The sequence below is a fragment of the Pseudomonas sp. M5A4_2d genome (assembly GCF_053345295.1).
The window spans coordinates 73,525-97,829 of record NZ_JBKEZW010000007.1 but is presented as its reverse complement, the minus strand read 5'-3'; the positions used below and the strand labels follow the sequence as shown (position 1 = coordinate 97,829).

Genomic DNA, 24,305 nt, shown 5'->3' with positions numbered 1-24,305 from the left:
AGCGGACCCGCGCCGCTCGCCTAAGCTCTCTTCCTACAGCCTTCTTCTCGAGATACCCGATGCTCAATAACGATCGCCTACTGGTGCAAATCCTGCTGCTGGTGTTGTTTGGTGCCAGCTTCTGGGTGATGGCGCCATTCTGGTCGGCGCTGTTCTGGGGCGCGGTGCTGGCGTTCGCCAGCTGGCCGCTGATGCGTTTGCTGACTCGCTGGCTGGGCGGCCGGGAATCTCTGGCGGCAGGCATCCTGACCTTATGCTGGATGTTGCTGGTGGCGGTGCCGCTGGTGTGGCTGGGTTTCAACCTGGCAGACCATGTGCGTGACGCCGTGGGCCTGATCAAGGATATCCAGGTCGATGGCTTGCCTGCCGCGCCCACCTGGCTGGGCTCGATCCCCTTTGTCGGCGAGCGTTTAGTGGCGACGTGGGACAGCATCGACCAGCAGGGCGCGGCGCTGATGGTCAGCATCAAGCCGTACCTGGGGCAGGTCGGCAATTGGCTGCTGGCGCGCAGTGCGCAGATTGGTGGCGGCATCCTCGAACTGACCCTGAGCCTGGTGTTCGTATTCTTTTTCTACCGCGACGGGCCACGCCTGGCGCTGTTCGTGCATCGCTTGCTGGAGCGTTTGATCGGCGAGCGCGCCGGTTACTACATCGAACTGGTGGCCGGTACCGTGCAGCGCGTGGTCAATGGAGTGATCGGTACGGCCGCCGCCCAGGCCCTGCTGGCGCTGATCGGTTTCCTGATCGCCGGCGTGCCGGGCGCGCTGGTGCTGGGCATCGTCACCTTCCTGCTCAGCCTGATCCCCATGGGGCCACCGCTGGTGTGGATACCGGCCACGGCCTGGCTGGCCTGGAAGGGCGATTACACTTACGCAGTTTTCCTCGGTGTATGGGGCACGTTCATCATCAGCGGCGTGGACAACGTACTCAAGCCGTACCTGATCAGCCGAGGCGGCAACTTGCCGCTGGTGATCGTGCTGTTGGGCGTGTTCGGCGGGTTGATCGCCTTTGGCTTTATTGGCCTGTTTATCGGCCCGACGTTGCTGGCGGTGGCCTACAGCCTGTTGACCGATTGGAGTGCGACCCAGGCCCAAGTTCGCCGCGAAGACAAACCACTGTAAAGACTGGGTGAGGGCTAATGTGGCGCTCTTAAGCGCGGGGCAGCCACATCACCGCCGTCAAGCCGCCGCCTGGGGTTTCCTCCAGGCTCAGGCGGCCGCCGAGGCGTTCCACCGCTTCCTTGGAAATCGTCATGCCGAGGCCGACGCCACCGGAGTTGCGGTTGCGTGAGCCTTCCAGACGAAAGAACGGCTCGAACACCGCCTCTCGTTTATCCGCTGCAATCCCGGGCCCGTGGTCGATGACACGGATGACCAGGGCTTCGCGGCTGTCGGTCAGTTCTATGCGCGCCGTACCGGCATAGCGCAGAGCGTTATCGATGAGGTTATTGAGGCATGAACGCAGGGCCATCGGCTGCACCTGCAAAGGCACGCAGGTGCCGGAAAATTGCACGTCGGCGCCTTGGTCCTGGGCGTTTTCACTCAGAGACTCCACCAACGCCTGTACGTCGAGCCAATGCCGGGTTTCGCTGGTGCGTTGTTCGTGCAGGTAGCTCAGGGTGGAATCGAGCATGCCGATCATGTCGTCCAGGTCCTGGCGCATCTGGCCTTGCAGCTTGGTGTCTTCGATCTGTTCCAGGCGCAGCTTTAGGCGTGACAGCGGGGTGCGCAGGTCATGGGAGACGGCGCCGAGCATGCGCGCGCGCTGGCTGACCTGTTCGCGGATGCGCTTTTGCATCAGATTGAACGTCGATGCAGCCTGGCGTGCCTCACGCGGCCCGGACTCGTTGAGCGGCGGGCTGTCGAGGTCGAGGCTTAAGCGCTCGGCGGCGGCGCTCAGGCGCTGGATCGGCCGGCTCAACAGTTTGGCGCCGTACCAGGCGGCGATGATCAGCGAGATAAACTGAAACGTCAGCGGCACCACGGGGCCACCAAACCATGGGCGATGATGCCGGGGCAGCGGCGTCATGGTGCCGTCCGGCTGCTCGACAAAGGTTTCCTGAGGCGGTGGCGGCGGCGGGCCATAGTGGTGAAACCAAAAGAACGCCAGCACATGGGCCAGCACAATGGCCACCAGCAGTACGCCGAACAGCCTTCCGAACAGCGTATTGAAGGTGGCGCGCATCAGCCGATGTCTCGAGCGTCGAACAGGTAGCCTTCGCCACGTACGGTCTTGATCAATTGCGGTGCTTTGGGGTCATCCCCCAGCTTTTGGCGCAGGCGCGAGACCAGCAAGTCGATGCTTCGGTCAAACGCTTCGATGGAGCGACCACGGGCGGCATCCAGCAACTGTTCGCGGCTCAGCACGCGACGTGGACGTTCGATAAACACCCACAACAGCCGAAACTCGGCGTTGGACAGCGGCACGACCAGCCCGTCGTCGGCCACCAGTTGGCGCAATACGCTGTTGAGGCGCCAGTTGTCGAACCGGATGTTGGCCCGCTGTTCGGTGCGGTCATCGCGCACTCGGCGCAGGATGGTCTGGATGCGTGCTACCAGTTCACGGGGTTCGAACGGTTTGGACATGTAATCATCGGCGCCCAGTTCCAGGCCGATAATGCGATCGGTGGGCTCGCAACGGGCGGTGAGCATCAGGATCGGGATGTCTGACTCAGTGCGCAGCCAGCGGCACAGCGACAGGCCGTCTTCGCCTGGCAGCATCAGGTCGAGCACCACCACATCAAAGGTTTCGGCTTGCATGGCCAGGCGCATGGCGGCACCGTCGGTCACGCCGACGGCGAAAATATTGAAGCGCGCCAGGTAATCGATCAGCAGTTCACGAATCGGTACATCGTCGTCGACGATCAGCGCACGGGTATTCCAGCGCTTGTCTTCGGCGAGCACCGCGCCTTTTTGCTCTTCGTTTACAGAGACGGTAGGGGTATGCATAGTGCGATCATCTGCCTGGGTTGTTGCTGTCAGCATAGGCGCCCAGCTCCACGGCTGTAAGTGCTGGACGGGCGGTCATGTGCGCGAGGCTAGAGGCGGCGCGTGTTGGGGGCATGTCGTGAATGTATCAGTCCTGACACAATTGACCTGAATGGCGGCTGTAGCGTGGTTGAACAGTATTTACCGATCATCGGATCCCGCAACGGCGCTGCTTGCGCTACAATCCGCGCCGATTTCGACTTGCCTGAGAGCCCATTCCAATGTCCGTCTGCCAGACTCCTATCATCGTCGCCCTGGATTACCCCACTCGTGACGCCGCACTGAAGCTGGCTGACCAGTTGGACCCGAAGCTTTGCCGGGTCAAAGTCGGCAAGGAACTGTTCACCAGTTGCGCCGCGGAAATCGTCGGCACGTTGCGTGACAAAGGCTTCGAAGTATTCCTCGACCTGAAATTCCATGACATCCCCAACACCACGGCCATGGCGGTCAAGGCCGCTGCCGAAATGGGCGTGTGGATGGTCAATGTGCACTGCTCCGGCGGCCTGCGCATGATGACCGCCTGCCGCGAAGTGCTGGAGCAGCGCAGCGGCCCCAAACCGCTGTTGATTGGTGTCACCGTGCTGACCAGCATGGAGCGCGAAGACCTGGCCGGTATCGGCCTGGATATCGAGCCTCAGGAGCAAGTATTGCGCCTGGCGGCCCTGGCGCAGAAGGCCGGCCTTGATGGTCTGGTGTGCTCGGCACTGGAAGCCAAGGCTTTGAAGACGGCTCACCCGTCTCTGCAACTGGTGACCCCGGGGATTCGTCCGGCGGGCAGTGCGCAGGACGACCAGCGTCGTATTCTGACGCCGCGCCAGGCACTGGATGCAGGTTCTGACTACCTGGTGATCGGTCGCCCGATCAGCCAGGCGGCGGACCCGGCGAAGGCGCTGGCGGCAGTGGTTGCCGAAATCGCCTGACCGGTTTGCGGTCAACTGTGGGAGCCGGGCTTGCCCGCGATGCAGGCAACTCGGTCCTACAGTGATATTGAGTTGGGGCTATCGCAGGCAAGCCAGCTCCCACATTGACCTGCCCACACCCGGTTTCGTGGTCTGTCAGCTGACCTTCAACACCAACTTCCCAAAGTTCTCGCCATTGAACAGCTTCATCAACGTCTCCGGGAACGTCTCCAGCCCCTCGACAATATCTTCCTTGCTCTTGAGCTTGCCCTGCGCCATCCAGCCGGCCATTTCCTGCCCGGCCGCAGCAAAGTTCGCCGCATGGTCCATCACCACAAAGCCTTCCATGCGCGCGCGATTGACCAGCAACGACAAATAGTTGGCCGGGCCTTTCACGGCTTCTTTATTGTTGTACTGGCTGATCGCACCGCAGATCACCACGCGCGCCTTCAATGCCAGGCGACTGAGCACGGCGTCGAGAATATCGCCGCCGACGTTATCGAAATATACGTCCACGCCTTTGGGGCATTCGCGCTTGAGGGCGGCGGGTACGTCTTCGTTTTTGTAGTCGATGGCTGCGTCGAAGCCCAGTTCATCCACCAGGAACTTGCACTTGTCGGCGCCCCCGGCGATGCCCACCACGCGGCAGCCTTTGATCTTGGCAATCTGCCCGGCAATGCTGCCGACCGCACCGGCGGCGCCGGAAATCACCACGGTTTCGCCGGCCTTGGGGGCGCCGGTATCGAGCAGGGCGAAGTAGGCGGTCATGCCCGTCATGCCGAGGGCTGATAGGTAACGGGGCAGGGGGGCGAGTTTAGGGTCGACCTTGTAGAAACCCCGTGGCTCGCCAAGGAAATAATCCTGTACGCCCAGCGCGCCATTTACATAATCGCCGACCGAAAATTTCGGATTGTTCGAAGCAATCACCTTGCCTACGCCCAATGCCCGCATCACTTCACCAATGCCTACCGGCGGAATGTAGGACTTGCCCTCATTCATCCAGCCACGCATGGCCGGGTCCAGCGACAGGTATTCGTTGTGCACCAGCACTTGCCCGTCTCCAGGCGTGCCGACTGGCACTTCCTGGTAGGTGAAGGTTTCCCGCGTGGCCGCCCCGACCGGGCGTTTGGCGAGCAGGAACTGGCGGTTGGTCTGGGCAGTCATGGCAAGAGCTCTTCAAGAAGTGGACCTTGAGTGATAGACCCTGAACGGCCTGGGGGCAAGGTTATTAGAGGGGGGCGAATGCCTGCCGATAGACTTGGATGATAGTGAGTCATGCGGTCTTATCACTGCGATTCATGCAGCACCCACCGGCCTTCTGATAGTGCTGACGCGCCCGCCGCGCCGTTGGCTAGACTCGTCTCACGGCTATTTCTTCCATAGGACATCCCCCATGAGCATGACGTTTTCCGGCCAGGTCGCCCTGGTGACCGGCGCCGCCGCCGGTATTGGCCGCGCTACCGCGCTGGCGTTCGCTGCAGAAGGCTTGAAGGTTGTGGTCGCCGACCTGGACGTGGCGGGCGGCGAGGGCACGGTTGCGTTGATCCAACAGTCGGGTGGCGAGGCGCTGTTCGTGCGCTGCAACGTCACCCTGGACGCGGATGTGCAGCAATTGATGGCGCAGACCGTCGCCGCTTATGGGCGCCTTGACTATGCCTTCAATAACGCCGGGATCGAGATCGAGAAGGGCAAGTTGGCCGACGGCACACTGGACGAGTTCGATGCAATCATGGGCGTCAACGTCAAGGGCGTGTGGTTGTGCATGAAGTATCAGTTACCGCTGTTGCTGGCCCAGGGCGGCGGGGCGATCGTCAACACTGCGTCGGTAGCGGGATTGGGTGCTGCACCGAAGATGAGCATCTATGCCGCGTCCAAGCATGCCGTGATCGGTCTGACCAAGTCGGCAGCCATTGAGTACGCGAAGAAAAAAATTCGCGTGAATGCAGTGTGCCCTGCGGTGATCGACACTGACATGTTCCGTCGTGCCTATGAAGCTGACCCGCGCAAGGCAGAATTTGCCGCCGCCATGCACCCGGTCGGGCGTATTGGCAAAGTTGAGGAAATCGCCAGCGCTGTGCTGTACCTGTGCAGTGATGGGGCCGCATTTACCACTGGCCAAGCGTTGGCAGTGGATGGCGGCGCGACGGCTATCTAGGACTCAAGGTCGCGCACTCTTCGAAAAGGCCAGGGACGCTGTGGGGCGTTTCCATGGCTGGCACAAGGCCTCGTCAGAATGTGTATCAGCAGGTAAATAAGTCAATAAAATCAATACTTTAATAAAGGTTGGCGACCGGCATGAGCGGGCTTCTGTGCTTAACTGTTTGGGGTTGAATAACAGACAGTTGAAGTGAGTGGCTCATGGATTTAGGGATCGATCGACAAGCCCTTGTACCGGTGGTGCAGCAAATCGTCAGCGCGGTGGCGCAATGGATACGCAAAAGCGGCGCGAGCCCCGGCACGCGCTTGCCGTCCATCCGGCAAGTGGCCCTCGATAACCTGCTTAGCCAGTCCAGCGTGATCGAGGCATTCGAGCGAATGGTGGCCCAGGGGTTATTGGCCTCAAGGCAGGGCTCGGGATTTGTGGTGGCCCAGCCGCCTGTTTCCCTTGAAAGCCACTGGTACGAGGGGGCGGAGCTGGCGTGGGGCGCCTTCGTCGAAGGCCCGTTGGGCGAATTGAAACTGGGATGCGGCTGGTTGCCGGACGCGTGGCGTGAAAGCGACGACCTCTGCTACGCGGTACGCGAAATCAGCCGTACCGACACCGCCGGCCTCTTCAATTACAGCACGCCACTGGGGCTGCCGGCGTTGCGTGAGCAACTGCTCAAGCGGCTGACCCAGATAAAAGTCGCCACTCGCCTCGATTGCATCCTTACGACCCACGGCGCCGGCCACGCCCAGGACCTGTTGATACGCACACTGCTCAAGGCCGGCGACACGGTGGTGGTCGAGACGCCGGGCTATGCCAACCTCTATCGGCAGTTGGAGCGCCACGGCGTCACGTTGCTGGAAGTCCCGCGCACCGTGGGTGGCCCGGATATCCCGGTGCTCGAGACGCTGCTGCAAAGCCATCGCCCCCGGTGCCTGTTCATCAATTGCCTGTACCACAACCCCACCGGTACCAGCCTGTGCCGTGCGATAGCCGAGCGTTTGCTGCAACTGGCGCGTAGCGAAGACTTCCTGATCATTGAAGAGGACGTCTATGGCGACTTGCAGCACGCCAGTTGCACGCGGCTGTCGGCGTTGCCCCACGATGACCGGGTGATCTATGTCTCGAGCTTTTCCAAGACCCTCAGCAGTGCGTTGCGCGTGGGTTACGTCAGTGCCGGCGCGGCGATCATTGCGCAAATGGCCAGCCTCAAGACGCTGACCGGCATCGGCACCTCGCGTTTTGCCGAAGCGGTCGTCGCCACGTTGCTGGCCAATGGCACTTACCGCAAGTGGGTGCAGCGCCTGCGCAAGCGCTTGAACACGCAAATGGCCGCGACCCTGCAGGTGCTGGAGGATGAAGAGTGGGAAGTGTTTGTTGTGCCTGCCGGCGGTATGTTTGTGTGGGCGCGGCCTGGCGTGGGCGATCCTTCACGGTTGCAGGCCTGTGCCCGGCGACTCGGCGTCTTGTTGTCGCCCGGTGCGCTGTTTAATCCAAAAGGTGAAGCAAGTGACTGGCTGCGCATCAATGTGGCCTATGCTGATGATCAGCGCGCGCTGGCATTGTTCCGCGCCATGGGGCCTGCAAGATCGACCTCGACCATTCTGAAAACGACGAGCATGTAGCTTTTTGCCATTATTGTGGCGCCAACGTCTTGTGCCGGTAGCTCGTCGTTGCGAATCTCCCAGCATGGAAACCAGGCTTGATGGCATCTGCCATTGCAAGAGGATTCAAGTGCAATGATTTCGGCCGTGCAACGACGTTTTGCCAACCTCGGTATGGCGAAAAAACTAGGCTTGGGCTTCACCCTGGTGCTGCTGCTGACCGCGCTGGTAGCGGCCATTGGCGTGTGGTCCCTGCAAACTGTGGGGCAGCGGTTTGAAGGCCTCAAGGCGATGTCTTCGCTCAACAGTGGCTTGCTCAAGGTGCGCTTGATCGAGCAGGACTATGCGTTGCACGTTGACCCCAAAGCTGTCGATGCCCTGCATGAAAGCGTCGATTCGCTGGCGGCCCTGGCGGCCACGTTAAAAGCCCAGTCCGCCGCCAATGTACCGGTGATGAGCGATGTTGAGCAGGCGTTGGCCGCTTATCGCAAGGCGTTCGACGAATTCGTCGAGTTGACCCGGACCAAGGACCTGGCCCTGGAGATGGCCAGTTGGTCGGTGTCCAGTGTGGCCAATAACCTCGACGTGCTGCAGGCCGGTTTGGCCGATGATGGGGCCTATGGCCTCAAGGAAAGCCAGGGTAAGGACGGCGCCGAGTTTATCGCGCAGGCGGGGCAGGTCAGCCAGGTGTCGCGGTTGATGCTGCAAGCCATGAATGAAGCGCGGGTGCGCCTGGATCAGAGCCGCAAGGCGGATGCCGACAATGCCGAGCAAGGCAGGATCGAGCAGGCCGATCAGGCGCTGGCTCAGGTCGAACAGTTGAAAACGTCGGTCAAGGACGCGGGTTACCAGACCGTGCTCAACGAAGTGTCCGGGCATATTGCCGCGTTCAGCGAAAAACTCGGCGAATACACCGGGTTGCTGGCTCAGGAAAAAGTCGTCTACAAGCAGTTGCATGACCGCGCCGATCAAGTGGTCAGCCGGGTCAACCAGGCGTACAACGCCGAAGACCAGTCAATGCAGGCACAGTTGAAAAAAAGCGCGGTGCTGATCATCGGTTCCTCAGCCCTGGCACTGTTGGTAGGGTTGATTGCGGCCTGGGTGATCACCCGGTTGATCGTCGCGCCCCTGCGCAGTGTGATCACCGTGGCCCAGCAGATTGCCGCCGGGGACCTGAGTGGGCGGATGGAAGTCAGCCGTCGTGATGAGATCGGCCAGTTGATGCAGGCGATGCAGCAGATGGGTAATGGCCTGAGCCAGATGGTCAGCGGCTTGCAGGCGGGTATTGAGCAATTGGCCAGCTCGGCGCATTCCCTGTCCAGCGTCACCGAGCAAACCAATGTTGAAGTCAGCAGCCAGAAGGAAGAGACCGAGCAAGTCGCCACGGCGATGAACCAGATGACGGCCACGGTGCATGACGTGGCGCGCAACGCCGAAGAGGCCGCGCAAGCCGCGCAGACCGCCGATGACAAGGTCGAAAGCGGTCAGCATGTGGTGCGCCAGAGCCTGCAGCGCATTGAATTGCTTGCAACGTCGAGCACCAGTGCCAGCGCCAGTATCGAGAGCCTGAGTGCGGAAATCCAGAACATCGGCACCGTGTTGAGCGTGATCAAAAGCGTGGCCGAGCAGACCAATCTGCTTGCGCTCAACGCCGCCATCGAAGCCGCCCGCGCAGGCGAGCAAGGCCGAGGCTTTGCGGTGGTGGCGGATGAGGTGAGGGCGCTGGCCAAGCGCACTCAGCAGTCGACCGAGGAGATCGAGCGGCTGGTCAGCACCTTGCGCAGCGCGGCGCAGTCATCGGTACAGCAGATTCAGCAGAGTGGCGAATTGGTGAAGCTGGCCGTCAGTGATGCCCTGGAGACCGAGAGTGCGTTGGGCAGCATCGCCGCCGCAGTGTCATTGATTCAGCAGATGAACCAGCAGATTGCGGCGGCGGCCGAAGAACAAAGCTCGGTGGCTGAGGAGATCAATCGCAGCGTCACCAGCATTCGCGCGAGCGCCGATCAATCGGCGTTGAGCATGCAAGGTAACGCCGCGTCGAGCATTCAACTGGCGCAATTGGGGGCTGAGCTCAAGGGCATGGTGGGGCACTTCCGCCTTTGATCGTGCCGTGTTGGCTGCGATCAAAGGGCGCAAGAGCGATCAGGCGTTGTTGGCGAGGAAGGTCAGCAGCGCTTCGTTGACAAAGTCCGGATTTTCCCGGGCAGAGATATGCCCGGCCTCTGGAATCAGGATCAGGCTGCAGCCGATCAGCTCGGCCATTTCCTGGGATTCGGCGGGTGGACGAGGCTTGTCCTGTTCGCCGCACATCACCAGGGTGGTCTCTGCGTCCAGCTGTGGCAGTTGATCCAATACGTCGGCGCGGCTGAAGATCAGGCGCCCCAGGGGCACGATGCTCTGCAGCAGCCGCTCCTTGGTAAACGCTTTCAGGGCCTTGCGGAAATCCTGATACAGCGCCGACTCACGATCGATCCCCGGTCGGAAGAAGATCGGTGCGACCACATCGAGCAACGGCTCCGGGATGGCGCCAGCGTCTTCGATCATCTTGAACAGCGAGAAATAGTACTGACGCGTGGTCTCGGGCTCGGCGCCCAGGTAGGTGTCCATCAATATCAGGCTGTTGATGCGCTCAGGTGCCCGCAATGCCAGGCGTGCGCCCCACATGCCACCGACCGAGAGGCCCACCAGGTTGACCTGTGCAATGTCCAGTTGGTCCAGCAGGGCCAGGGCCTGGCGCGCCAGGTCATCCAGAGAGTGGGTCTGGGCCGGTAGCGGGCCTGACTCACCGTGGCCCCACAGCTCGGGGACGATGACGCGGTATTGTTGCGACAAGGCTTCAATCTGCGGTGCCCACATGTTGCGGTCCCACAGGTAGCTCGAACCAAGGAGGACGACCGGGCCGGTGCCCTGGTCGACATAGTGCAGCGGTTGTCCATCAATCACGGCAACAGGCATAGCAGGCCTCTAACTTCACGGAGTGAGGGGCACTTTTTTACGCTAGTCGGGGCCGTGCGGATAGATGCAAAGTGATGGCATGTGGCGAGTAACTCGCCACATGCGAGGCAGGGCGATCAGTCGTAGATGGCTTTCTTTTTCCACTCCGCGTCGGCATCAACTACTTTCAGGCCTTCGGTCAACTCGTTGACTTCATCCTCGGCGGGCGCGCTGTTGGTCAGCACCGTAGAGTTGGCGCGGGCCAGTTGATTCTCCAGCAATTGCAACTGCGCGCTGTAGAGGACCGGCTCCGGCTGTTTGCGCAGGTACTGTACGCCACGCTCGAACGCCAGGCGTGCCTGGCCAGGCTGGCCTTGTTGCAGGGCGTGCTGGCCGAGGTTGTTGAAGAACTCGATGTGCAGCAGCACGAGAATATGGCGAATTTCCTTGATCCAGTGCTTGGCCTCGTTGGTCGGCAGGAATCCGTCCTGGGCGGCACGGGTGACTTGGCCGTGCAGGGCTTCCAACAGGAAACGCACATCCTTGGCCTTGGCTTCGGTCTGGATCGGCGCCGGGGGGTTGGCCACCGGAATCGATTCGCCCTGGCCGATCAGCGCATTCAACTCAGCGATACGGGCCTTGAGCGGCGCGCTGGACTTGTTGAGGTTCAACAGACGCTGGTTGACGTTGAGCTCCAGGCGGGTCAGCAACAGCTTGAGCTTCGGAGTCATCAACTGGCCGGGGAAGGTCTCGGTAATTTCACCGCAACGACGCAGCCGATCGTTGAGTTCGATCTCGGTGCGTTTCTTTTCCAGTTTGTTGTTTTCCACCATGTGGTTCATGTAGCCAATGGCGATCAGTATTACGATCCCGGCTACTACCAGCAGGGTGATCATGAGTGGTGTCACCGGTGTGACCTCTTTATAGGGTTTGTTGTGGAGTGTAGTGACTGGGCCATCCGGCGGATAGGATTGTTCGACCAGTTGCCCAGGTAGTTTCTTCTATATAGGTAAAGGCCTGCTGGATAGATGCACATTGCCATCATTTGCTGAGGCGAACTATAGCGCCTTGTCGGGCGCCAGAATATAGGCGTCAAAGCCCGGACGGGCAGATTGCCCGCAAAGGCCTGGAAAGCAGGGCGAAGTCATTGATTTAAATAAATTTATCCTTGGGGGTTGACGACCTTTCAATCCATCCATAGAATGCGCGCCACTTACAGCGTAAAGCACACAGCGAAACGCGGTAGGGAGTGAATGTTGTACGTGTGTCCCCTTCGTCTAGTGGCCTAGGACACCGCCCTTTCACGGCGGTAACAGGGGTTCGAGTCCCCTAGGGGACGCCATATGCGGGAATAGCTCAGTTGGTAGAGCACGACCTTGCCAAGGTCGGGGTCGCGAGTTCGAGTCTCGTTTCCCGCTCCAATTTACAAGCAGTGTGGCTTTCGGGCGGCACTGAGTGAAACCAGGACCAAGTCTTCGGATAAGGCCTCTGGGCACTGAAATACACACCATGTGTTTCAGTAGCGTGTCCCCTTCGTCTAGTGGCCTAGGACACCGCCCTTTCACGGCGGTAACAGGGGTTCGAGTCCCCTAGGGGACGCCATTTGCGGGAATAGCTCAGTTGGTAGAGCACGACCTTGCCAAGGTCGGGGTCGCGAGTTCGAGTCTCGTTTCCCGCTCCATATTTAGCGAAAACGCCGATCAGTGATGATCGGCGTTTTTGTGTGTGTTGATTTTTATCCACGGAAACACACCGTGTGTAGGGCGTGTAGTGAAGCGCGTAGGAATAATCTGTATTTGATATCGGGTGGGTGTGTACCTGTTCCGTTGTCTCTACTCTGGCCAGCCCGTTCTGCGTGTTCACTTCAGAGAGCTGCCCGGATGTTCCAACTCGATTTCTATTCAACCTTGGTCGCCGCCTCGCTGGTGCTGTTACTGGGGCGCTGGCTGGTGGCCCGAATCGGCTTTTTACGTGCCTACAGTATTCCGGAGCCGGTCGCCGGTGGCCTGTTGATTGCCGCGTTGCTTGTGTTGTTGCGCGCACTGACGGGGGTCGAGGTTCGATTCGATGCGTCATTGCAAGCGCCATTAATGTTGGCGTTTTTTGCCACCATCGGCCTGAATGCGGACTTTGCCAGCCTGAAAAAAGGCGGACGGGTGTTGGGTCTCTTCCTGTTGGTCGTGACTGCCCTGCTGGTTGTGCAGAACGCCATGGGTATCGCCCTGGCCACGGCGCTCGGGCTCGACCCGCTCATGGGCTTGCTTGCCGGCTCTGTCACGTTGTCAGGTGGGCACGGCACCGGAGCCGCATGGGCGGGAGTGTTCAGTGAGAAGTATGGCGTGGCGTCCGCGTCTGAGTTGGCGATCGCGTCGGCGACGTTTGGCTTGGTACTGGGTGGCTTGATTGGTGGCCCGGTCGCGCGTTTGCTGATCAAGCGTGTACGCGTGCCGGGTGTTGAGCATTCTCAACCGCGCCTGCCGCAAGGTTTTGAGCAGCCCGATCAGGAGCGCTTGATTACCCCGTTCTCCTTTATTGAGACGCTTGCGCTCCTGGCGATCAGCTTGCAGGTCGGTACGTTTTTGAGTGGTTTGATTCAAGGTACGGCATTCGAGCTGCCGACTTTTGTGTGTGTGCTGTTCGTCGCAGTGTTAGTGCGCAACGGCTTGTCGGCGCTGGGCTGGCACCAAGTGTTTGAGCGTGAAGTGTCGGTGCTGGGTAATGTCAGCCTGTCGTTGTTCCTGGCGATGGCCTTGATGTCGCTCAAACTCTGGGACCTGGCGGCGCTGGCGCTGCCGATTTTCATCCTGTTGGCGGCACAGGCGTTGATGATGGCCCTGTTTGCGATTTTCGTGACGTTCCGGGTCATGGGCAGTCACTACGACGCAGCGGTGCTGGCGGCAGGGCACTGCGGCTTCGGTTTGGGCGCCACGCCCACTGCGATTGCCAATATGCAGGCGGTGACGCAACGCTTCGGCCCGTCGCCAATCGCCTTTCTGGTCGTGCCGATGGTGGGTGCGTTCTTTATCGATATCACCAATGCGGTGGTGATCAAGCTGTACCTGGCGCTGCCGTTGTTCGATGTGGTGGGATGAGTCCGCGACCTCTCGCTTCACCCAGAAGTTGGGTGAGGATTAAGAACCGCTCCTGCTCGACGGTGACCCGCGCCCGCTGGCATTGCAGCGCTTGAACCCCACGGGAAAACCCATGAACGAGCCGATGCAGTAGGCCCTGCACTGCACTGGATGCCTTTTGGCTCGTTTACAGGGCCGCAATAACAACAACGCCGATCAGTGATGATCGGCGTTGTTGTTATTGCGGCGACAGCCGGTGCTTTGCCAATCAGAGCTTCGGCAATTGCCCGACACGTCCCATCATTTCAGTGACAATCTGCAGGTCCAGCAGGAACTGGTCGACCGTCTTGAATTCACCGTCCGTATGCCCGGTGTATTTGACCTCCGGCCGCGCCAGGCCGAATTGCACGCCATTGGGCAGTTCATGCACGGAGGTGGCGCCGGCCGAAGTGCCGAACTTGTGTTCCATGCCCAGGTTTTCGCTGGCCACGGCCAACAAGGCCTTCACCCATTCACCTTCAGGGTTGCGGTACATCGGCTCGGCGACCGAGTAGGTGAAGTTCACAGCCACGTTGGTTTGCTTGTCCCAGGCGCTGAGTTTGTCGGCAATTTCGGCCTTGAGCACTGCCGGGGATTTGCCCTTTGGTACGCGCAGGTTCACCGCCAGCTTGAAGACTTTGTCATCCAGACCGACAAAGGTCAGCGAGGTGGTCAGCGGCCCCATGAATGCATCGGAGAAGCCAACGCCCAGTTTGCCACCCAGGTAATCCAGGCCCCAGTTGTCGGCGGCATAACGCGCGGCATCAGTGATGTGGTTGTGCTTGAGGGCGATTTTGCCGTCGATGCTGTGGATCAATTCCAACATGCGTGCAACCGGGTTGACGCCCGATTGCGGTTCGGACGAGTGAGCGGACACGCCGGTGACCGTCAGTTTGACCTGCTTGCCATCGACCTTGGCGTTGACCTCAAAGTCGCCGCCATTACGCTTGGCGTATTCCGCGCCGGCTTTTTGCAGGCTGGCGGCAAGTTCTGCGGGCGTGTCGCTGACCAGGGTGGCCACCGACACCGAAGGAATCTGGTTGGTGGCCATGCCGCCGGTCATCGCGATGATTTCCGCGCCTTTGCCTTCACCCTTGCGCACCGGGAACGTCGCCATGACCGTGCCGTAGCCTTTCTCGGCAATCACCACCGGGTAGCCGCCGTCCAGCGCCAGGTTGTATTTGGGCGTTGGGTTATGTTCGAAGTAGTAAGGAATCGCGTCGCCGGACGTTTCCTCGGTGGTGTCCACCAGCAACTTGAAGTTGCGCGCCAGCGGCAGCTTCTCTTCCTTGATGACCTTCATGGCATACATGGCCACTACGATGCCGTTTTTGTCATCCTCAGTGCCGCGACCATACATGCGATCGCCGATCAGCGTGACCTTGAACGGGTCGAGTTTGGTGCCGTCCTTGAGCACCCAGTTTTCCGGCGTCACCGGCACCACGTCAGCGTGGGCGTGAATGCCAACCACTTCATCGCCGCTGCCTTCCAGGGAGATTTCGTACACGCGGTTGTCGATGTTCCGGAAGTTCAGGTTGAAGGCCTTGGCCAGGCTCTGAATTTTGTCGGCGATCTTGAGGAACTCCGGGTTCTTGTACTGTGGCAGGCCGTCGACGTTGAAGGTCGGGATTTCCACCAGCTCGCGCAGGGTTTCGAGGGCGGCTTTGCCGTATTTCACTCGCGTGTAAATACCCAGCAGGCGATTGATTTCATTTTGCTGGTCGGCGGTCAGGGTTTTATTGGTCAGGAAGGCATTGATGGCCGGCCCGACGTCATCGGTTTTCGCCAGGTCGCCCTTGGCCAGGGTGCCGAGGAAACCACGAAAATCGGTGACCGATGTTTCGTTGAAACTCTTCAGAATTGTCGCGCTCTGTTCGGCGGTGATGTTGGCAAATGCCGGTGTGGCGACGGCCGAGAGGCTGGCGGCGAACAGCGTGGCGGCAACCAGTTTTTTAAGGGGAAAGTGCATTGCTGGAGGCATTCCTTTGCAGGTAGTAAGTAAGGAGTTTCTGATCAGTAAGTCAGAAACATTTCCACACACTACCATCACCAAGGTCGGGAGAGGGAGACCCTGGCGTGGGAAATGTCGTACTTAAATGCCGGGACTGTAGAGATCCAAATGTGGGCGCGGGCGTGCTCGCGAAGGCGGTGTGTCAGTCGAAGCCAGCGGTGACTGGTGCATCGCTATCGCAGGCAAGCCCGCTCCCACAGGGGTGTGGCGGGTGTTGAAGCACGTTTCACATCAAGGCTTGCCAGGATGAGGGTCCGGATACTGTGCCGCTACATCCAATGGCTTGGCATAGGGCCCGTCCCACAACTGTTCATGCAGCTCTCCTACACGCTTGGCCATCGCCGTGTCGTGCATCACCACTTCCAGGTTGCGCGAGTTATCCAGGTACCCGCCCAGCCAGTTGCTGGTGCCGACCCATGCAACTTGCCCGTCGATTTCCATCGTCTTGCTGTGGATCACCCGCGCATAAGGGATAAACCCTTGCTTGGCCTCGGGCAGGGTGACGATTTTGATCTCTACATTGGGCAGCACGGCCAGGCTTTTGAGGTAGGGCAGTTCCAGCTTGTCGGTGTTCCAGTTGGACACCATCAGCTTGACCGCCACCCCTCGCGCTGCCGCAGCACGTACGGCGTTGTCGATCACCGCGTAGTACGGACGGGTCCTGTCCGGTCCGTAGGACAGCGGCGCGTAGTCGAGCAGTTGCACACGCACTTCTTTCTTGGCTTCGCTCAGCAGGCGCGGCAGTTCCAGCTGTGAATCGCCCACGCCCGGCGGGTTGTAGCGTTGCGGGCTGGCCACCAGATAGTTGCCGGTGCGCGCAGGTGCCTGGCTTGCGGCAGGCAGTGGCACCGGTTGTTTATCTGCCAGGGCGGCCTGGGCTTGCCAGTCCTGATTGAAGATCGCCTGAACCTGGCTGACCACGGTGGCATCGCTGATGCGCAGCCCGGTCTCGTGGATATGTTCCAGCGAGCGCCAATCGAAATTCTGGCTGCCGACAAACGCCTGCTTGCCGTCCACCACCATGTATTTGGCGTGGATGATTCCACCGCTCAGTTGCCCGTACGACAGCACGCGGAAGGTCAGGTTGGGGATCGCCCGCAAGCGTTCCAGGGTGGACGCTTCCGACAGCCGAATGCCTTTTTCTTCGAGCAAAAAGCGAATTTTCACCCCGCGTTTGCCGGCAGCTTCCAGGTGTTCGATGACCTTGTCCATCACCGAGCCGGGATGGTCGGCCGCGTAGAACTGGCCGATATCAAGGGTGCTTTTCGCACCGTCAAACAACTCGATCCACACCGGGCCAGGCTGGCGCAAATCGGCGGTGCCCAATGCGGTGTCCACCGGCACGGTGTGCACTAGTTCAAACCCGGGAATCGAAAAGTCCGCTTGGGCAAGCGGACTGAGGAGCAGGCCGGTGAGGCCTGCGATACGCAACTTCAGCGATAGGGACATAGGTGTCTCGGCAGGCAAAAAGAAGGGCGGGCGCCTGCTGCGCCCGCCCTGCAGGTCATGCGGTGCGGGTGTGCAACGGGGTCGGCACCAGGTGCGGCACTTCGCCCTGTACACGGGCCCCGGTGGCGGCGCGGATCAGCAGGATTTTCAGCTGATCGTTGATGCGCTCCAGGCTGTCCTGGAAGAAGTTGTGGAACACCACGCAGAACAGTGCGATGGCGATACCCAAGCCCGTGGCGAACAAGGCCGTGCCGATACCACCGGAAATCTGGCCTGGGTCGGACACGCCGGCACTGGCCAGTGCCTTGAAGGTGTCGATGATGCCAAGGATGGTGCCCAACAGGCCCAGCAACGGCGCGGCGGTGGTGATGGTTTCGATGATCCACAGGCTGCGCGACAGCGGTGCGCGGGTCTTCAGGTACTGGGTTTCGATTTCGTCGTCCAGGTCTTTGCGCGAACCATGGGACGCCTTCTGCGCCAGGATCGGCAGCACCATGTTCAGCGGCAGGCTGTCACGGCGGGTCAGCGCTTGTGGCAGGTCGCGTTCGCTGTGCACGCTGGCGCCCAGCGCTTCGGTCAAGGCCCGCGCCTGGCGGCGTACGTAGGCGAAGTAGATGCCACGTTCGATGGTGATGAAAATCGCAATCGCCATCGCGGCATACATCACATAAAAGGTGATTTGGTGAAGCAGGTCCATGTCCATGAGTGTTGTCCTCTCAAGTGATTAATCAGAAATTCGCTTCCAGGGAAACCGTGACGGTGCGGTCCAGGCCCACGATGTAAGCCGGGTCGCCATCGCGGAAACCGCTGTAGGTCGCCGAGTTGGTCTTGGTGGTGTACACGCCGTCCAGGTACTTCTTGTCGAACAGGTTGTCGACGTTCAGGCGCAGCGTTGCGTCCTTGACCACTTTCTTGTCGACCGGCAGGTAGATACCGGCGCCAAGGTTGAAAATGGTGCGCGCGGAAATGGCTTCGTCGTTGGTCAGGTCGCCGTAGAGCTTGCTGGTGAACTTGCCGCCGAACGTGCCGTAGAAGCGCCCGTCGTCATAGCCGAGGTTGGCCGCCAGCATGTTGGTCGGCACGTTGGCGAACTGCTTGCCGCTGGTGGGCAGCACGATGGGCTTGCCGGCGTTGAAGACGGTCAGGTCATCCTGCTGCTTGGAGCTGGTGTAGGTGTAGGACGTGTAGTAGTTGAAGTGGTTGGGCAGCTTGCCGCTCCACTCCAGTTCCAGGCCTTTGTTGATCACGGTGCCGGCGTTGATGTCGGCCGAATCACCGTTGCTGTCCAGGGAGGTGAGCTGGCGATTCTTGAACTGCATATAGAACAGGGTGGCGGCGAGGGTGGTGTCTTCGCCGGTGTAGCGCCAGCCCAGTTCCTGGTTCCAGCTCAGTTCCGGCTTGGCGTCCAGGGAGCCGACGCCTTTGTCGTACAGCACGTAGTTCTGCGGAATACGCATGTTGCGCGACAGGCTGTAGAACAACTGGTCACGCTCGTCGAGCTGGTATTTGAGGCCGGCGTTGGGCAGCAACTTGTTGTAGGTCTGGTTGGCTTTGCCCGGTTGTTCGGTGAGGCTGCCGTGGTTGGTGCCTTCACGCTCGACGTTCATGTAGGCAATGCCAGCGATCAGCGTCCAGTCCGAGTTGATGTACCAGGTGTCCTGGGTCCAGACTTTTTGCGCAGGCGTCACGGTGTAGCGGTCGCGACCTTGTACGGTGTTGCCGTTCGCATCGACCACGGAACTGCCGTCCGGCCAGGTGTCGCTTGGCTTGCCGCTGTTCTTGAGGGCAATGAACGGTTGGGTCTGGCTTTGGCGGGCGCGTTCGTACCAGTAGCCGAATTGCAGGCTGTGGTCGCCCAGGTCCCAGTTCAGTTTGGTGGTGATGCCGGGGCGCCAGGTCTGAGTGCGCGAAGGACGGTAGTAGACGCCCGTGGTGGCGGAGCCGTCGGCGTTGTATTGGGCCGCCGTCGGCAGGTTGCCGAGGTCGAAAACGCCACCCTTGTTCGAGCTGCTGTTCAGCGCATAGGCGGAGGAGCCTACGCCGCTGCCGTTGCCGTAGTAGTAATACGGGATCACCGAGAGGGACAGGTTGTCGCGCAACTTGTATTGGGTGTTGAGGACGGCGGTAAAGGTCTGGAACGGGTTCTGCGCCAGGTCGTAGTAGCTGCTGACTTTGCCGTTGGAGCCCACCGCCGGCGTCGCCGGGTACGGGTCGTATTTGCGGCCGTATTGCTGGAACTGCGCCTTGGTCAACTGGCTGTAACTGTTGTTGTCTTGCTCGTGGTATTTGAGGATCAGGTTGGCCGTGTTGCCGTTGCCGGCGTCGAAGAAGCTGTTCCACTCCACCTTGTCGGCCCGTACGGCACCCGAGCCGCGCCACATCTGGCCTTCGGTATGGGAGGCCGACAGCCAGTTGCTCAGGCCGTTGACTTCACCGGTGTTGAGTCGGGCAAACGTCTTGCGGGTGGCGTTGCTGCCCACCACCTGTTTGACGAAGGCTCCGGTTTCCTTAGTCGGACGAATCGTTACGATACCGATGTTGCCACCGCTGGAACCGATGTGCGGGCCGTCGGCTTCCGATGAGCCCTGGGTGACAAAAATCTGGTCGATGTTTTCCGGGTCGCCCAGCAGGTTGGAATACAGCGCGTAGTTGCCAGAGTCGTTGATCGGCATGCCATCGACCGACATACCCACCTGGTCGGAGTTCATCCCGCGCATGGTGAAGCGAAAGCCCGAAAGGCCGGTGTTGTCCTCGCTGGAGATGTTCAGCCCCGGCGTGTACTTGAGCTTGTCGATGGCGTTGCCGGTGGCAGTCTGTTTGTCCAACGCTTCCTTGGTGATGGTCGAGCGGCCCTTGGCGCTCTCTTCCTGGACCATGTAACCGCCCCCCGCGGTTGCCTTGCCCTGTACTCCAATTGTGCCGACGTCACTGTCGCTGGTATCTGCCATGACCACTCCGTGGGTCATGCTCGTAGCGGCAACGAGTGCCAGATGAATGCGGGTGAACCTCATCACTGTCGTCCTGGTGTCGGGTGCTTATTGCACGCTGTAGTTGAAGGTGGCGGTGAAGCGTTGCTCGTTACGTCCACCGAAGGCTTGTTCGGGGAACGGTTTGACCTGCTTGATGCGGCGCAGGCTATTGGTAGCGGCCCGATTGAGCAGCATGCTGGGCGCCGGGGTCTGAATCCCGGCGTCCAGGACGCGGCCTTGTCGATCCACCATCAACCAGACCACCACCTCGCCACTGGGGCGTTCGAGGGACGCCTGGCGCCCGGTGGGGTATTGCTTGTAAGTGTCCAGCTCGTTGCGCAGCCCCTTGAGGTAGCCGCCTTCCAGCGCCTGGCCATCCACTTTGGGCGGCGCCGGCGGGGCGGGCGGGGCAGGCGTCGGTGCCACGGCAGCCTGTACCGGCTTCGCCGCAACCGCAGGTGCCGGCGTCGGCGTGGGTGTTGGCTTGGCAGCAACGACGGGCTTGGGCTTGGGGATCGGCTTGGGCTTGGGTTCAGGTTTTGGCAATGGCTTGGGCGGTGGCGGCGGCGGGGCCGGTTCGGCCTCTTCATCCTCGATGACCGGCGGTGGCGGCTCTTGCTCCACCACGGGTTCGGGAACCACTTCGGGCTCCGGCTCGACCAAGGCCAGTTCAACCGCCGACTCGTCGTACTGCGGCTGGATTTTCAGGGGTTGGGACTGGATACCCAGTGCAATCAGCACCAGGGCGATCAGGGCCGGGACACTGCCCAGCAGCCGACGCGTACGAAACAGTACATACATGATCAGGACTTACGCGTGGCGATGGACACGGAGGTAAAGCCACCCAGGCGCAGGGTGTCCATGACTTCCATCAGGCGCGAAACCTCCACACCTTTGTCGCTGTTGACGATGATTGTCGATTTGGTATCAGGCTTTTCTGCCGCCTTCAGTGCCGGCACCAGAGCGTCGACCGCGAGGTCCTTGCCGTCGAGCTGCAACTGGCCTTCCAGACCCAGGGTCAGGATGAATTTGTTCTGCGGCTTGAGTTGTTGTGAGCTGCTCGCGCTGGGCAATTGAGTCTTCATGCCGAGTGCCGGAATCACGTTCAAGCTCACCAGTACGAAAAACACCAGGAGGAACATCATCACGTCGATCATTGGGATCAACTCAATGTGCGCCTTGCGTTTCTTGGGCTCATCCCAGGTTCTCATTCTGTTACCCCGTAATTGAATTAGGGGCGACACGCTAACAGTCAAAAATGACCGAATGGTTAACATTAATTTACGTTTTAAAGGCTCTAGGACGCGTCTTACAGGCGTTTAACCTTGCAGTTTTATGACGTAATGAAATTGACACGAAGGGCGTACATGCTTGAAGAATTTATCTCGAGAGCCCTCTCGTATGTCCACTGCATTGCCTCATATATCCACACCGCGACTTCTATTGCGGGCGCTGGAAATGGACCAGGCCGAGACACTGTTCCACCTCGCCAACGGGCCGAAAATCGCCGACAACACGGCGAATATCCCGTCGCCCTACACCCTGGAAACGGCGCAGGGTTTTATTGCCGGGAATGCCGAAAAATACCGCGCGGGTGAGTTGTTGAACCTGGGCATGCATGTACGTGAAACCGGTGCGTTGATCGGCATCGTCAGCCTGCGACTTAACCCTCGTCATCACTATGGGCAGTTGGGTGGTTGGGTGGCAGCGCACTGTCGCAACCAGGGTTATGCGGCTGAAGCGGCGAGCGCGGTGATGGATTTCGGGTTTGCCGAACTGGGGTTGCAGCGGGTGGGCAGCCAGTGTTTTGGCCGCAATAAGGAGTCGGCGCGGGTCATGGAGAAAATCGGCCTGCGTTATGAGGGCTGTATGCGCCAAGCGTTTCTCAAGAACGGCGTGTATGAGGACTTGCTCGGCTTCGCCACCGTGCGCGGTGACTGGGAGCGCCGAGTGTGACTGGTGCAGTGGACCATGAGCGGCGGCGGGTACTCAGTGGTCTTGCCATCGCCACCGCGTTTTCGATTCTCAGCCCCTTTGCGCGCAGTGCCGGGGTTGATTATCCGTTTACCCTTGGCGTGGCATCCGGTGACCCGCTGCCGGATGGCTTTGTGATCTGGACGCGCCTGGCACCGTGGTTTAACGCAGCGGATGGGCGGGGTGGCTTGAGCCGCGCCGTGCCGGTGCGTTGGCGGGTGGCCAGCGATGCGGCGATGCAGCGCATTGTCAAACAGGGTGAGGTCATGGCAACCGAACATTTCGCCCATTCGGTGCATGTCGAGGTGGCGGGGCTGGAGGCGGGCAGGCCGTATTGGTACCAGTTCGAAGGCCTCGGGGCACAGAGCGCGGTGGGCCAGGCGCGCACGACGCCGCCGCTGCAGGCCATGGCGTCGGCACGGCTGGGGTTTGTCTCCTGCTCGCATTGGGAACGCGGTTACTTCAGTGCTTATCGCCACTTGGCGGCGGAGCAACCCGACCTGGTGTTTTTCCTTGGCGACTACATCTACGACAGTTCCCTTGCTGCGGACTCAGGCAAGATCATTCGCCCCCATGGCAGCGGTAATGCCGTGAGCTTGAGCGACTACCGCAACCGTTATGCGCTGTACAAAACCGACCCGGACTTGCAGGCCCTGCACGCTGCTGCGCCGAGCGTGGCGACCTGGGATGATCACGAGGTGCAGAACGACTACGCCAACCGTTGGTCCCAGGACCCGAAGATTCCAGTAACGCAATTTCTCCAGCAACGGGCTGCGGCGTACCAGGCCTTTTACGAACACATGCCGCTGCGCGCCAGCAGCCTGCCCAAAGGTCCGGACATGCGCGTTTACCGACGCCTGGACTACGGCCAGCTGGCGCGTTTCCATGTGTTGGATGGCCGACAGTACCGCTCCGAACAACCCTGCATCCAGGCTAATGGCAGTCATCAGGGGCACATTGCTGCCAACACCTGCGCCGACCTGCGCGACCCCCGTCGCACGATGCTCGGCTGGCAGCAGGAAGCCTGGCTTGACCAGGGGTTTGCGCAGTCGAAGGCGCAGTGGAATGTGATCGCTCAGGACTTGCTGGTAGCGCCACTGATCCAGCGCGATTTGACCAGCCACCAGGTGGGCCATTGGACAGACGGCTGGGACGGCTACATGGCGAACCGCTCACGCATGCTGGCGTCCATCGAGCGTCATCAGGTAAAGAACCCGGTGTTCTGGGGCGGTGATATCCATTCGTTCTGGACCACCGACCTGCATGCCGACGCCAACAACCCGGACTCGCACATTGTGGCCACCGAATTCGTCGGTAGCTCAGTGACCTCGGATGGCCCGCCCTTTGAGGCGTTCAGCCAGATCCTGCCGCTCAACCCGCATGTAAAGTTCTTCGACAGTCGACAACGCGGCTATGTGTCGGTGGAGCTGGAGGCTTCGAGCATGCTCACCCACTTTCGCGTGATTACCGACCCGCGTGACCCACAGGCCACCGTGTCGACGCTTAAGTCGTTTGTGGTGGAGCCGGGTCGGCCGGGGGCGATTGCGCTTTAATCCAGGCTATAGCGCACTGACAGCGCGCCTTTTTTCTCCGACAGGCCGAGGATCGTTACCTGGCCCAACTCGCTCAAGGCCTGCACATGTGTACCGCCACAGGCGTAGGCGGGCAATTCGCCAAAGCCCACTTCACGGGTGCCGTCTTCCAGGACCATGTGGCGCGGGTAGTCAGCGGCGATCCATTGGTTGATTTGAGCCTGGAGCGTCTCGGCGTCTATGGCCTGCGCCGCTTGCCCGCGGATAAAGGTGATTTTGCATTCGCCCGGCCAGTGATGAGCCTTGATCGGCATCCAGCCCAGGCTTTCACCGGCATTGCCAATCAAGTGCCCAGCGGAGTGCAGGCGCGTGTAAAGCGAGCGGCGTTGCGCATCGACCCGCGCGGTGATCGGGCCGAGTTCCACGGGCTGGCTGACATAATGCAGCACGCGGTCGGCTTCCTGGGTGACACGCACGACCTGGCTGTCGCCGAGCCAGCCGGTGTCAAACGGTTGCCCGCCACCTTGAGGATGAAAAATCGTTGATTGCAACGTGACGGCAAACTGGCCTTCGTGCGGGGTACAACTCAGCACTTCAAGCTCGGCCGTCAGGTGGTCGTGGGTAAAAAACAGGCGCTCGGTCATTATCTACATCCGCATCAAGGTTCTGTGGGCAGTATAAATAGTGCGC

20 protein-coding genes, 4 tRNA genes and 1 pseudogene are annotated in these 24,305 nt (G+C 60.4%); 13 read left to right on the top strand and 12 right to left on the bottom strand.

Going from position 1 to position 24,305, the window contains the following annotated elements:
- Positions 1 to 59: 59 nt before the first annotated feature.
- A complete protein-coding gene (locus ACLBW8_RS17445) occupies positions 60 to 1,121 on the top strand; it encodes an AI-2E family transporter (RefSeq protein WP_064451630.1) in 1,062 nt (353 codons plus the stop codon).
- A gap of 28 nt (positions 1,122 to 1,149) precedes the next feature.
- Here the strand turns inward: ACLBW8_RS17445 and ACLBW8_RS17440 are convergent, their stop codons facing one another.
- A complete protein-coding gene (locus ACLBW8_RS17440) occupies positions 1,150 to 2,184 on the bottom strand; it encodes a sensor histidine kinase (protein WP_064451631.1) in 1,035 nt (344 codons plus the stop codon).
- The gene (locus tag ACLBW8_RS17435) at positions 2,184 to 2,948 is read right to left on the bottom strand and encodes a response regulator (RefSeq protein ID WP_064451632.1); all 765 of its coding nucleotides are present in this window, start codon (positions 2,946 to 2,948) and stop codon (positions 2,184 to 2,186) included. Before ACLBW8_RS17435 ends, ACLBW8_RS17440 begins: the two co-directional genes overlap by 1 nt.
- 260 nt (positions 2,949 to 3,208) lie before the next feature.
- Here ACLBW8_RS17435 and pyrF point away from each other — a divergent pair, with 260 nt between their 5' ends.
- Positions 3,209 to 3,907: an orotidine-5'-phosphate decarboxylase gene (pyrF, locus tag ACLBW8_RS17430; protein WP_064451633.1), complete on the top strand. Its 699-nt coding sequence runs from the start codon at positions 3,209 to 3,211 to the stop codon at positions 3,905 to 3,907.
- A 135-nt stretch (positions 3,908 to 4,042) separates the two neighbouring features.
- Here the strand turns inward: pyrF and ACLBW8_RS17425 are convergent, their stop codons facing one another.
- Positions 4,043 to 5,050: an NADP-dependent oxidoreductase gene (locus tag ACLBW8_RS17425; RefSeq protein WP_064451634.1), complete on the bottom strand. Its 1,008-nt coding sequence runs from the start codon at positions 5,048 to 5,050 to the stop codon at positions 4,043 to 4,045.
- Between the two features lie 229 nt (positions 5,051 to 5,279).
- Here ACLBW8_RS17425 and ACLBW8_RS17420 point away from each other — a divergent pair, with 229 nt between their 5' ends.
- The 4 genes and pseudogenes from ACLBW8_RS17420 (at position 5,280) to ACLBW8_RS17405 (ending at position 9,739) form a co-directional block, all read left to right on the top strand.
- Positions 5,280 to 6,041, top strand: a complete 762-nt coding sequence (locus tag ACLBW8_RS17420) for an SDR family oxidoreductase (RefSeq protein ID WP_064451635.1) — start codon at positions 5,280 to 5,282, stop codon at positions 6,039 to 6,041.
- Positions 6,042 to 6,244: 203 nt separating this feature from the next.
- Positions 6,245 to 7,657, top strand: coding sequence for an aminotransferase-like domain-containing protein (locus tag ACLBW8_RS17415; protein ID WP_064451636.1), 1,413 nt, complete (start codon positions 6,245 to 6,247; stop codon positions 7,655 to 7,657).
- 114 nt (positions 7,658 to 7,771) lie between these two features.
- Positions 7,772 to 8,881: pseudogene (locus ACLBW8_RS17410) on the top strand (HAMP domain-containing protein); the annotation flags it as partial.
- Complete coding sequence (locus tag ACLBW8_RS17405) at positions 8,858 to 9,739, top strand: methyl-accepting chemotaxis protein (protein ID WP_407017591.1); 882 nt, start codon at positions 8,858 to 8,860, stop codon at positions 9,737 to 9,739. The pseudogene ACLBW8_RS17410 and the gene ACLBW8_RS17405, both read left to right, overlap by 24 nt.
- Before the next feature lie 39 nt (positions 9,740 to 9,778).
- On the opposite strand, the gene ACLBW8_RS17400 is transcribed toward ACLBW8_RS17405, so the two are convergent.
- Entirely contained in the window at positions 9,779 to 10,591 is an 813-nt protein-coding gene (locus tag ACLBW8_RS17400; protein WP_447805943.1) for an alpha/beta fold hydrolase, read from the bottom strand.
- 116 nt (positions 10,592 to 10,707) lie between these two features.
- Positions 10,708 to 11,478 (bottom strand): hypothetical protein, encoded by a 771-nt coding sequence (locus ACLBW8_RS17395; RefSeq protein ID WP_064451639.1) that lies wholly within the window; start codon positions 11,476 to 11,478, stop codon positions 10,708 to 10,710.
- 358 nt (positions 11,479 to 11,836) lie between these two features.
- Between ACLBW8_RS17395 and ACLBW8_RS17390 the strand changes: the two genes are divergently transcribed.
- From ACLBW8_RS17390 to gltS, 5 genes are all read left to right on the top strand, one after another.
- Positions 11,837 to 11,912: transfer RNA gene (locus ACLBW8_RS17390), tRNA-Glu, on the top strand.
- 3 nt (positions 11,913 to 11,915) lie between these two features.
- Positions 11,916 to 11,991: transfer RNA gene (locus ACLBW8_RS17385), tRNA-Gly, on the top strand.
- Between the two features lie 105 nt (positions 11,992 to 12,096).
- Positions 12,097 to 12,172, top strand: a tRNA-Glu gene (locus ACLBW8_RS17380).
- Positions 12,173 to 12,175: 3 nt separating this feature from the next.
- Positions 12,176 to 12,251: transfer RNA gene (locus ACLBW8_RS17375), tRNA-Gly, on the top strand.
- A 199-nt stretch (positions 12,252 to 12,450) separates the two neighbouring features.
- Positions 12,451 to 13,662 carry a sodium/glutamate symporter gene (gene gltS / locus ACLBW8_RS17370; protein ID WP_447805942.1) on the top strand — a complete coding sequence of 404 codons (1,212 nt, stop codon included), beginning with the start codon at positions 12,451 to 12,453 and terminating at the stop codon, positions 13,660 to 13,662.
- Positions 13,663 to 13,909: 247 nt separating this feature from the next.
- On the opposite strand, the gene ACLBW8_RS17365 is transcribed toward gltS, so the two are convergent.
- The 6 genes from ACLBW8_RS17365 to ACLBW8_RS17340 form a co-directional block, all read right to left on the bottom strand.
- Positions 13,910 to 15,649: a dipeptidase gene (locus ACLBW8_RS17365; protein WP_447805941.1), complete on the bottom strand. Its 1,740-nt coding sequence runs from the start codon at positions 15,647 to 15,649 to the stop codon at positions 13,910 to 13,912.
- 273 nt (positions 15,650 to 15,922) lie between these two features.
- The gene (locus ACLBW8_RS17360; protein ID WP_447805940.1) at positions 15,923 to 17,140 is read right to left on the bottom strand and encodes a phospholipase D-like domain-containing protein; all 1,218 of its coding nucleotides are present in this window, start codon (positions 17,138 to 17,140) and stop codon (positions 15,923 to 15,925) included.
- A gap of 55 nt (positions 17,141 to 17,195) precedes the next feature.
- Positions 17,196 to 17,843 carry a MotA/TolQ/ExbB proton channel family protein gene (locus ACLBW8_RS17355; protein WP_064451643.1) on the bottom strand — a complete coding sequence of 216 codons (648 nt, stop codon included), beginning with the start codon at positions 17,841 to 17,843 and terminating at the stop codon, positions 17,196 to 17,198.
- A gap of 25 nt (positions 17,844 to 17,868) precedes the next feature.
- Positions 17,869 to 20,151 carry a TonB-dependent receptor gene (locus ACLBW8_RS17350; protein ID WP_064451644.1) on the bottom strand — a complete coding sequence of 761 codons (2,283 nt, stop codon included), beginning with the start codon at positions 20,149 to 20,151 and terminating at the stop codon, positions 17,869 to 17,871.
- A gap of 24 nt (positions 20,152 to 20,175) precedes the next feature.
- A complete protein-coding gene (locus ACLBW8_RS17345; RefSeq protein WP_128590277.1) occupies positions 20,176 to 20,910 on the bottom strand; it encodes an energy transducer TonB family protein in 735 nt (244 codons plus the stop codon).
- 2 nt (positions 20,911 to 20,912) lie between these two features.
- Entirely contained in the window at positions 20,913 to 21,320 is a 408-nt protein-coding gene (locus tag ACLBW8_RS17340; protein ID WP_447805939.1) for an ExbD/TolR family protein, read from the bottom strand.
- Between the two features lie 190 nt (positions 21,321 to 21,510).
- Here ACLBW8_RS17340 and ACLBW8_RS17335 point away from each other — a divergent pair, with 190 nt between their 5' ends.
- Positions 21,511 to 22,065 (top strand): GNAT family N-acetyltransferase, encoded by a 555-nt coding sequence (locus ACLBW8_RS17335; protein WP_447805938.1) that lies wholly within the window; start codon positions 21,511 to 21,513, stop codon positions 22,063 to 22,065.
- Complete coding sequence (locus ACLBW8_RS17330) at positions 22,062 to 23,636, top strand: alkaline phosphatase D family protein (RefSeq protein ID WP_447805937.1); 1,575 nt, start codon at positions 22,062 to 22,064, stop codon at positions 23,634 to 23,636. The genes ACLBW8_RS17335 and ACLBW8_RS17330 overlap by 4 nt, the downstream gene beginning before the upstream one ends.
- On the opposite strand, the gene ACLBW8_RS17325 is transcribed toward ACLBW8_RS17330, so the two are convergent.
- The gene (locus tag ACLBW8_RS17325) at positions 23,633 to 24,259 is read right to left on the bottom strand and encodes an alanyl-tRNA editing protein (RefSeq protein WP_447805936.1); all 627 of its coding nucleotides are present in this window, start codon (positions 24,257 to 24,259) and stop codon (positions 23,633 to 23,635) included. The genes ACLBW8_RS17330 and ACLBW8_RS17325 overlap by 4 nt on opposite strands.
- Positions 24,260 to 24,305: the final 46 nt, after the last annotated feature.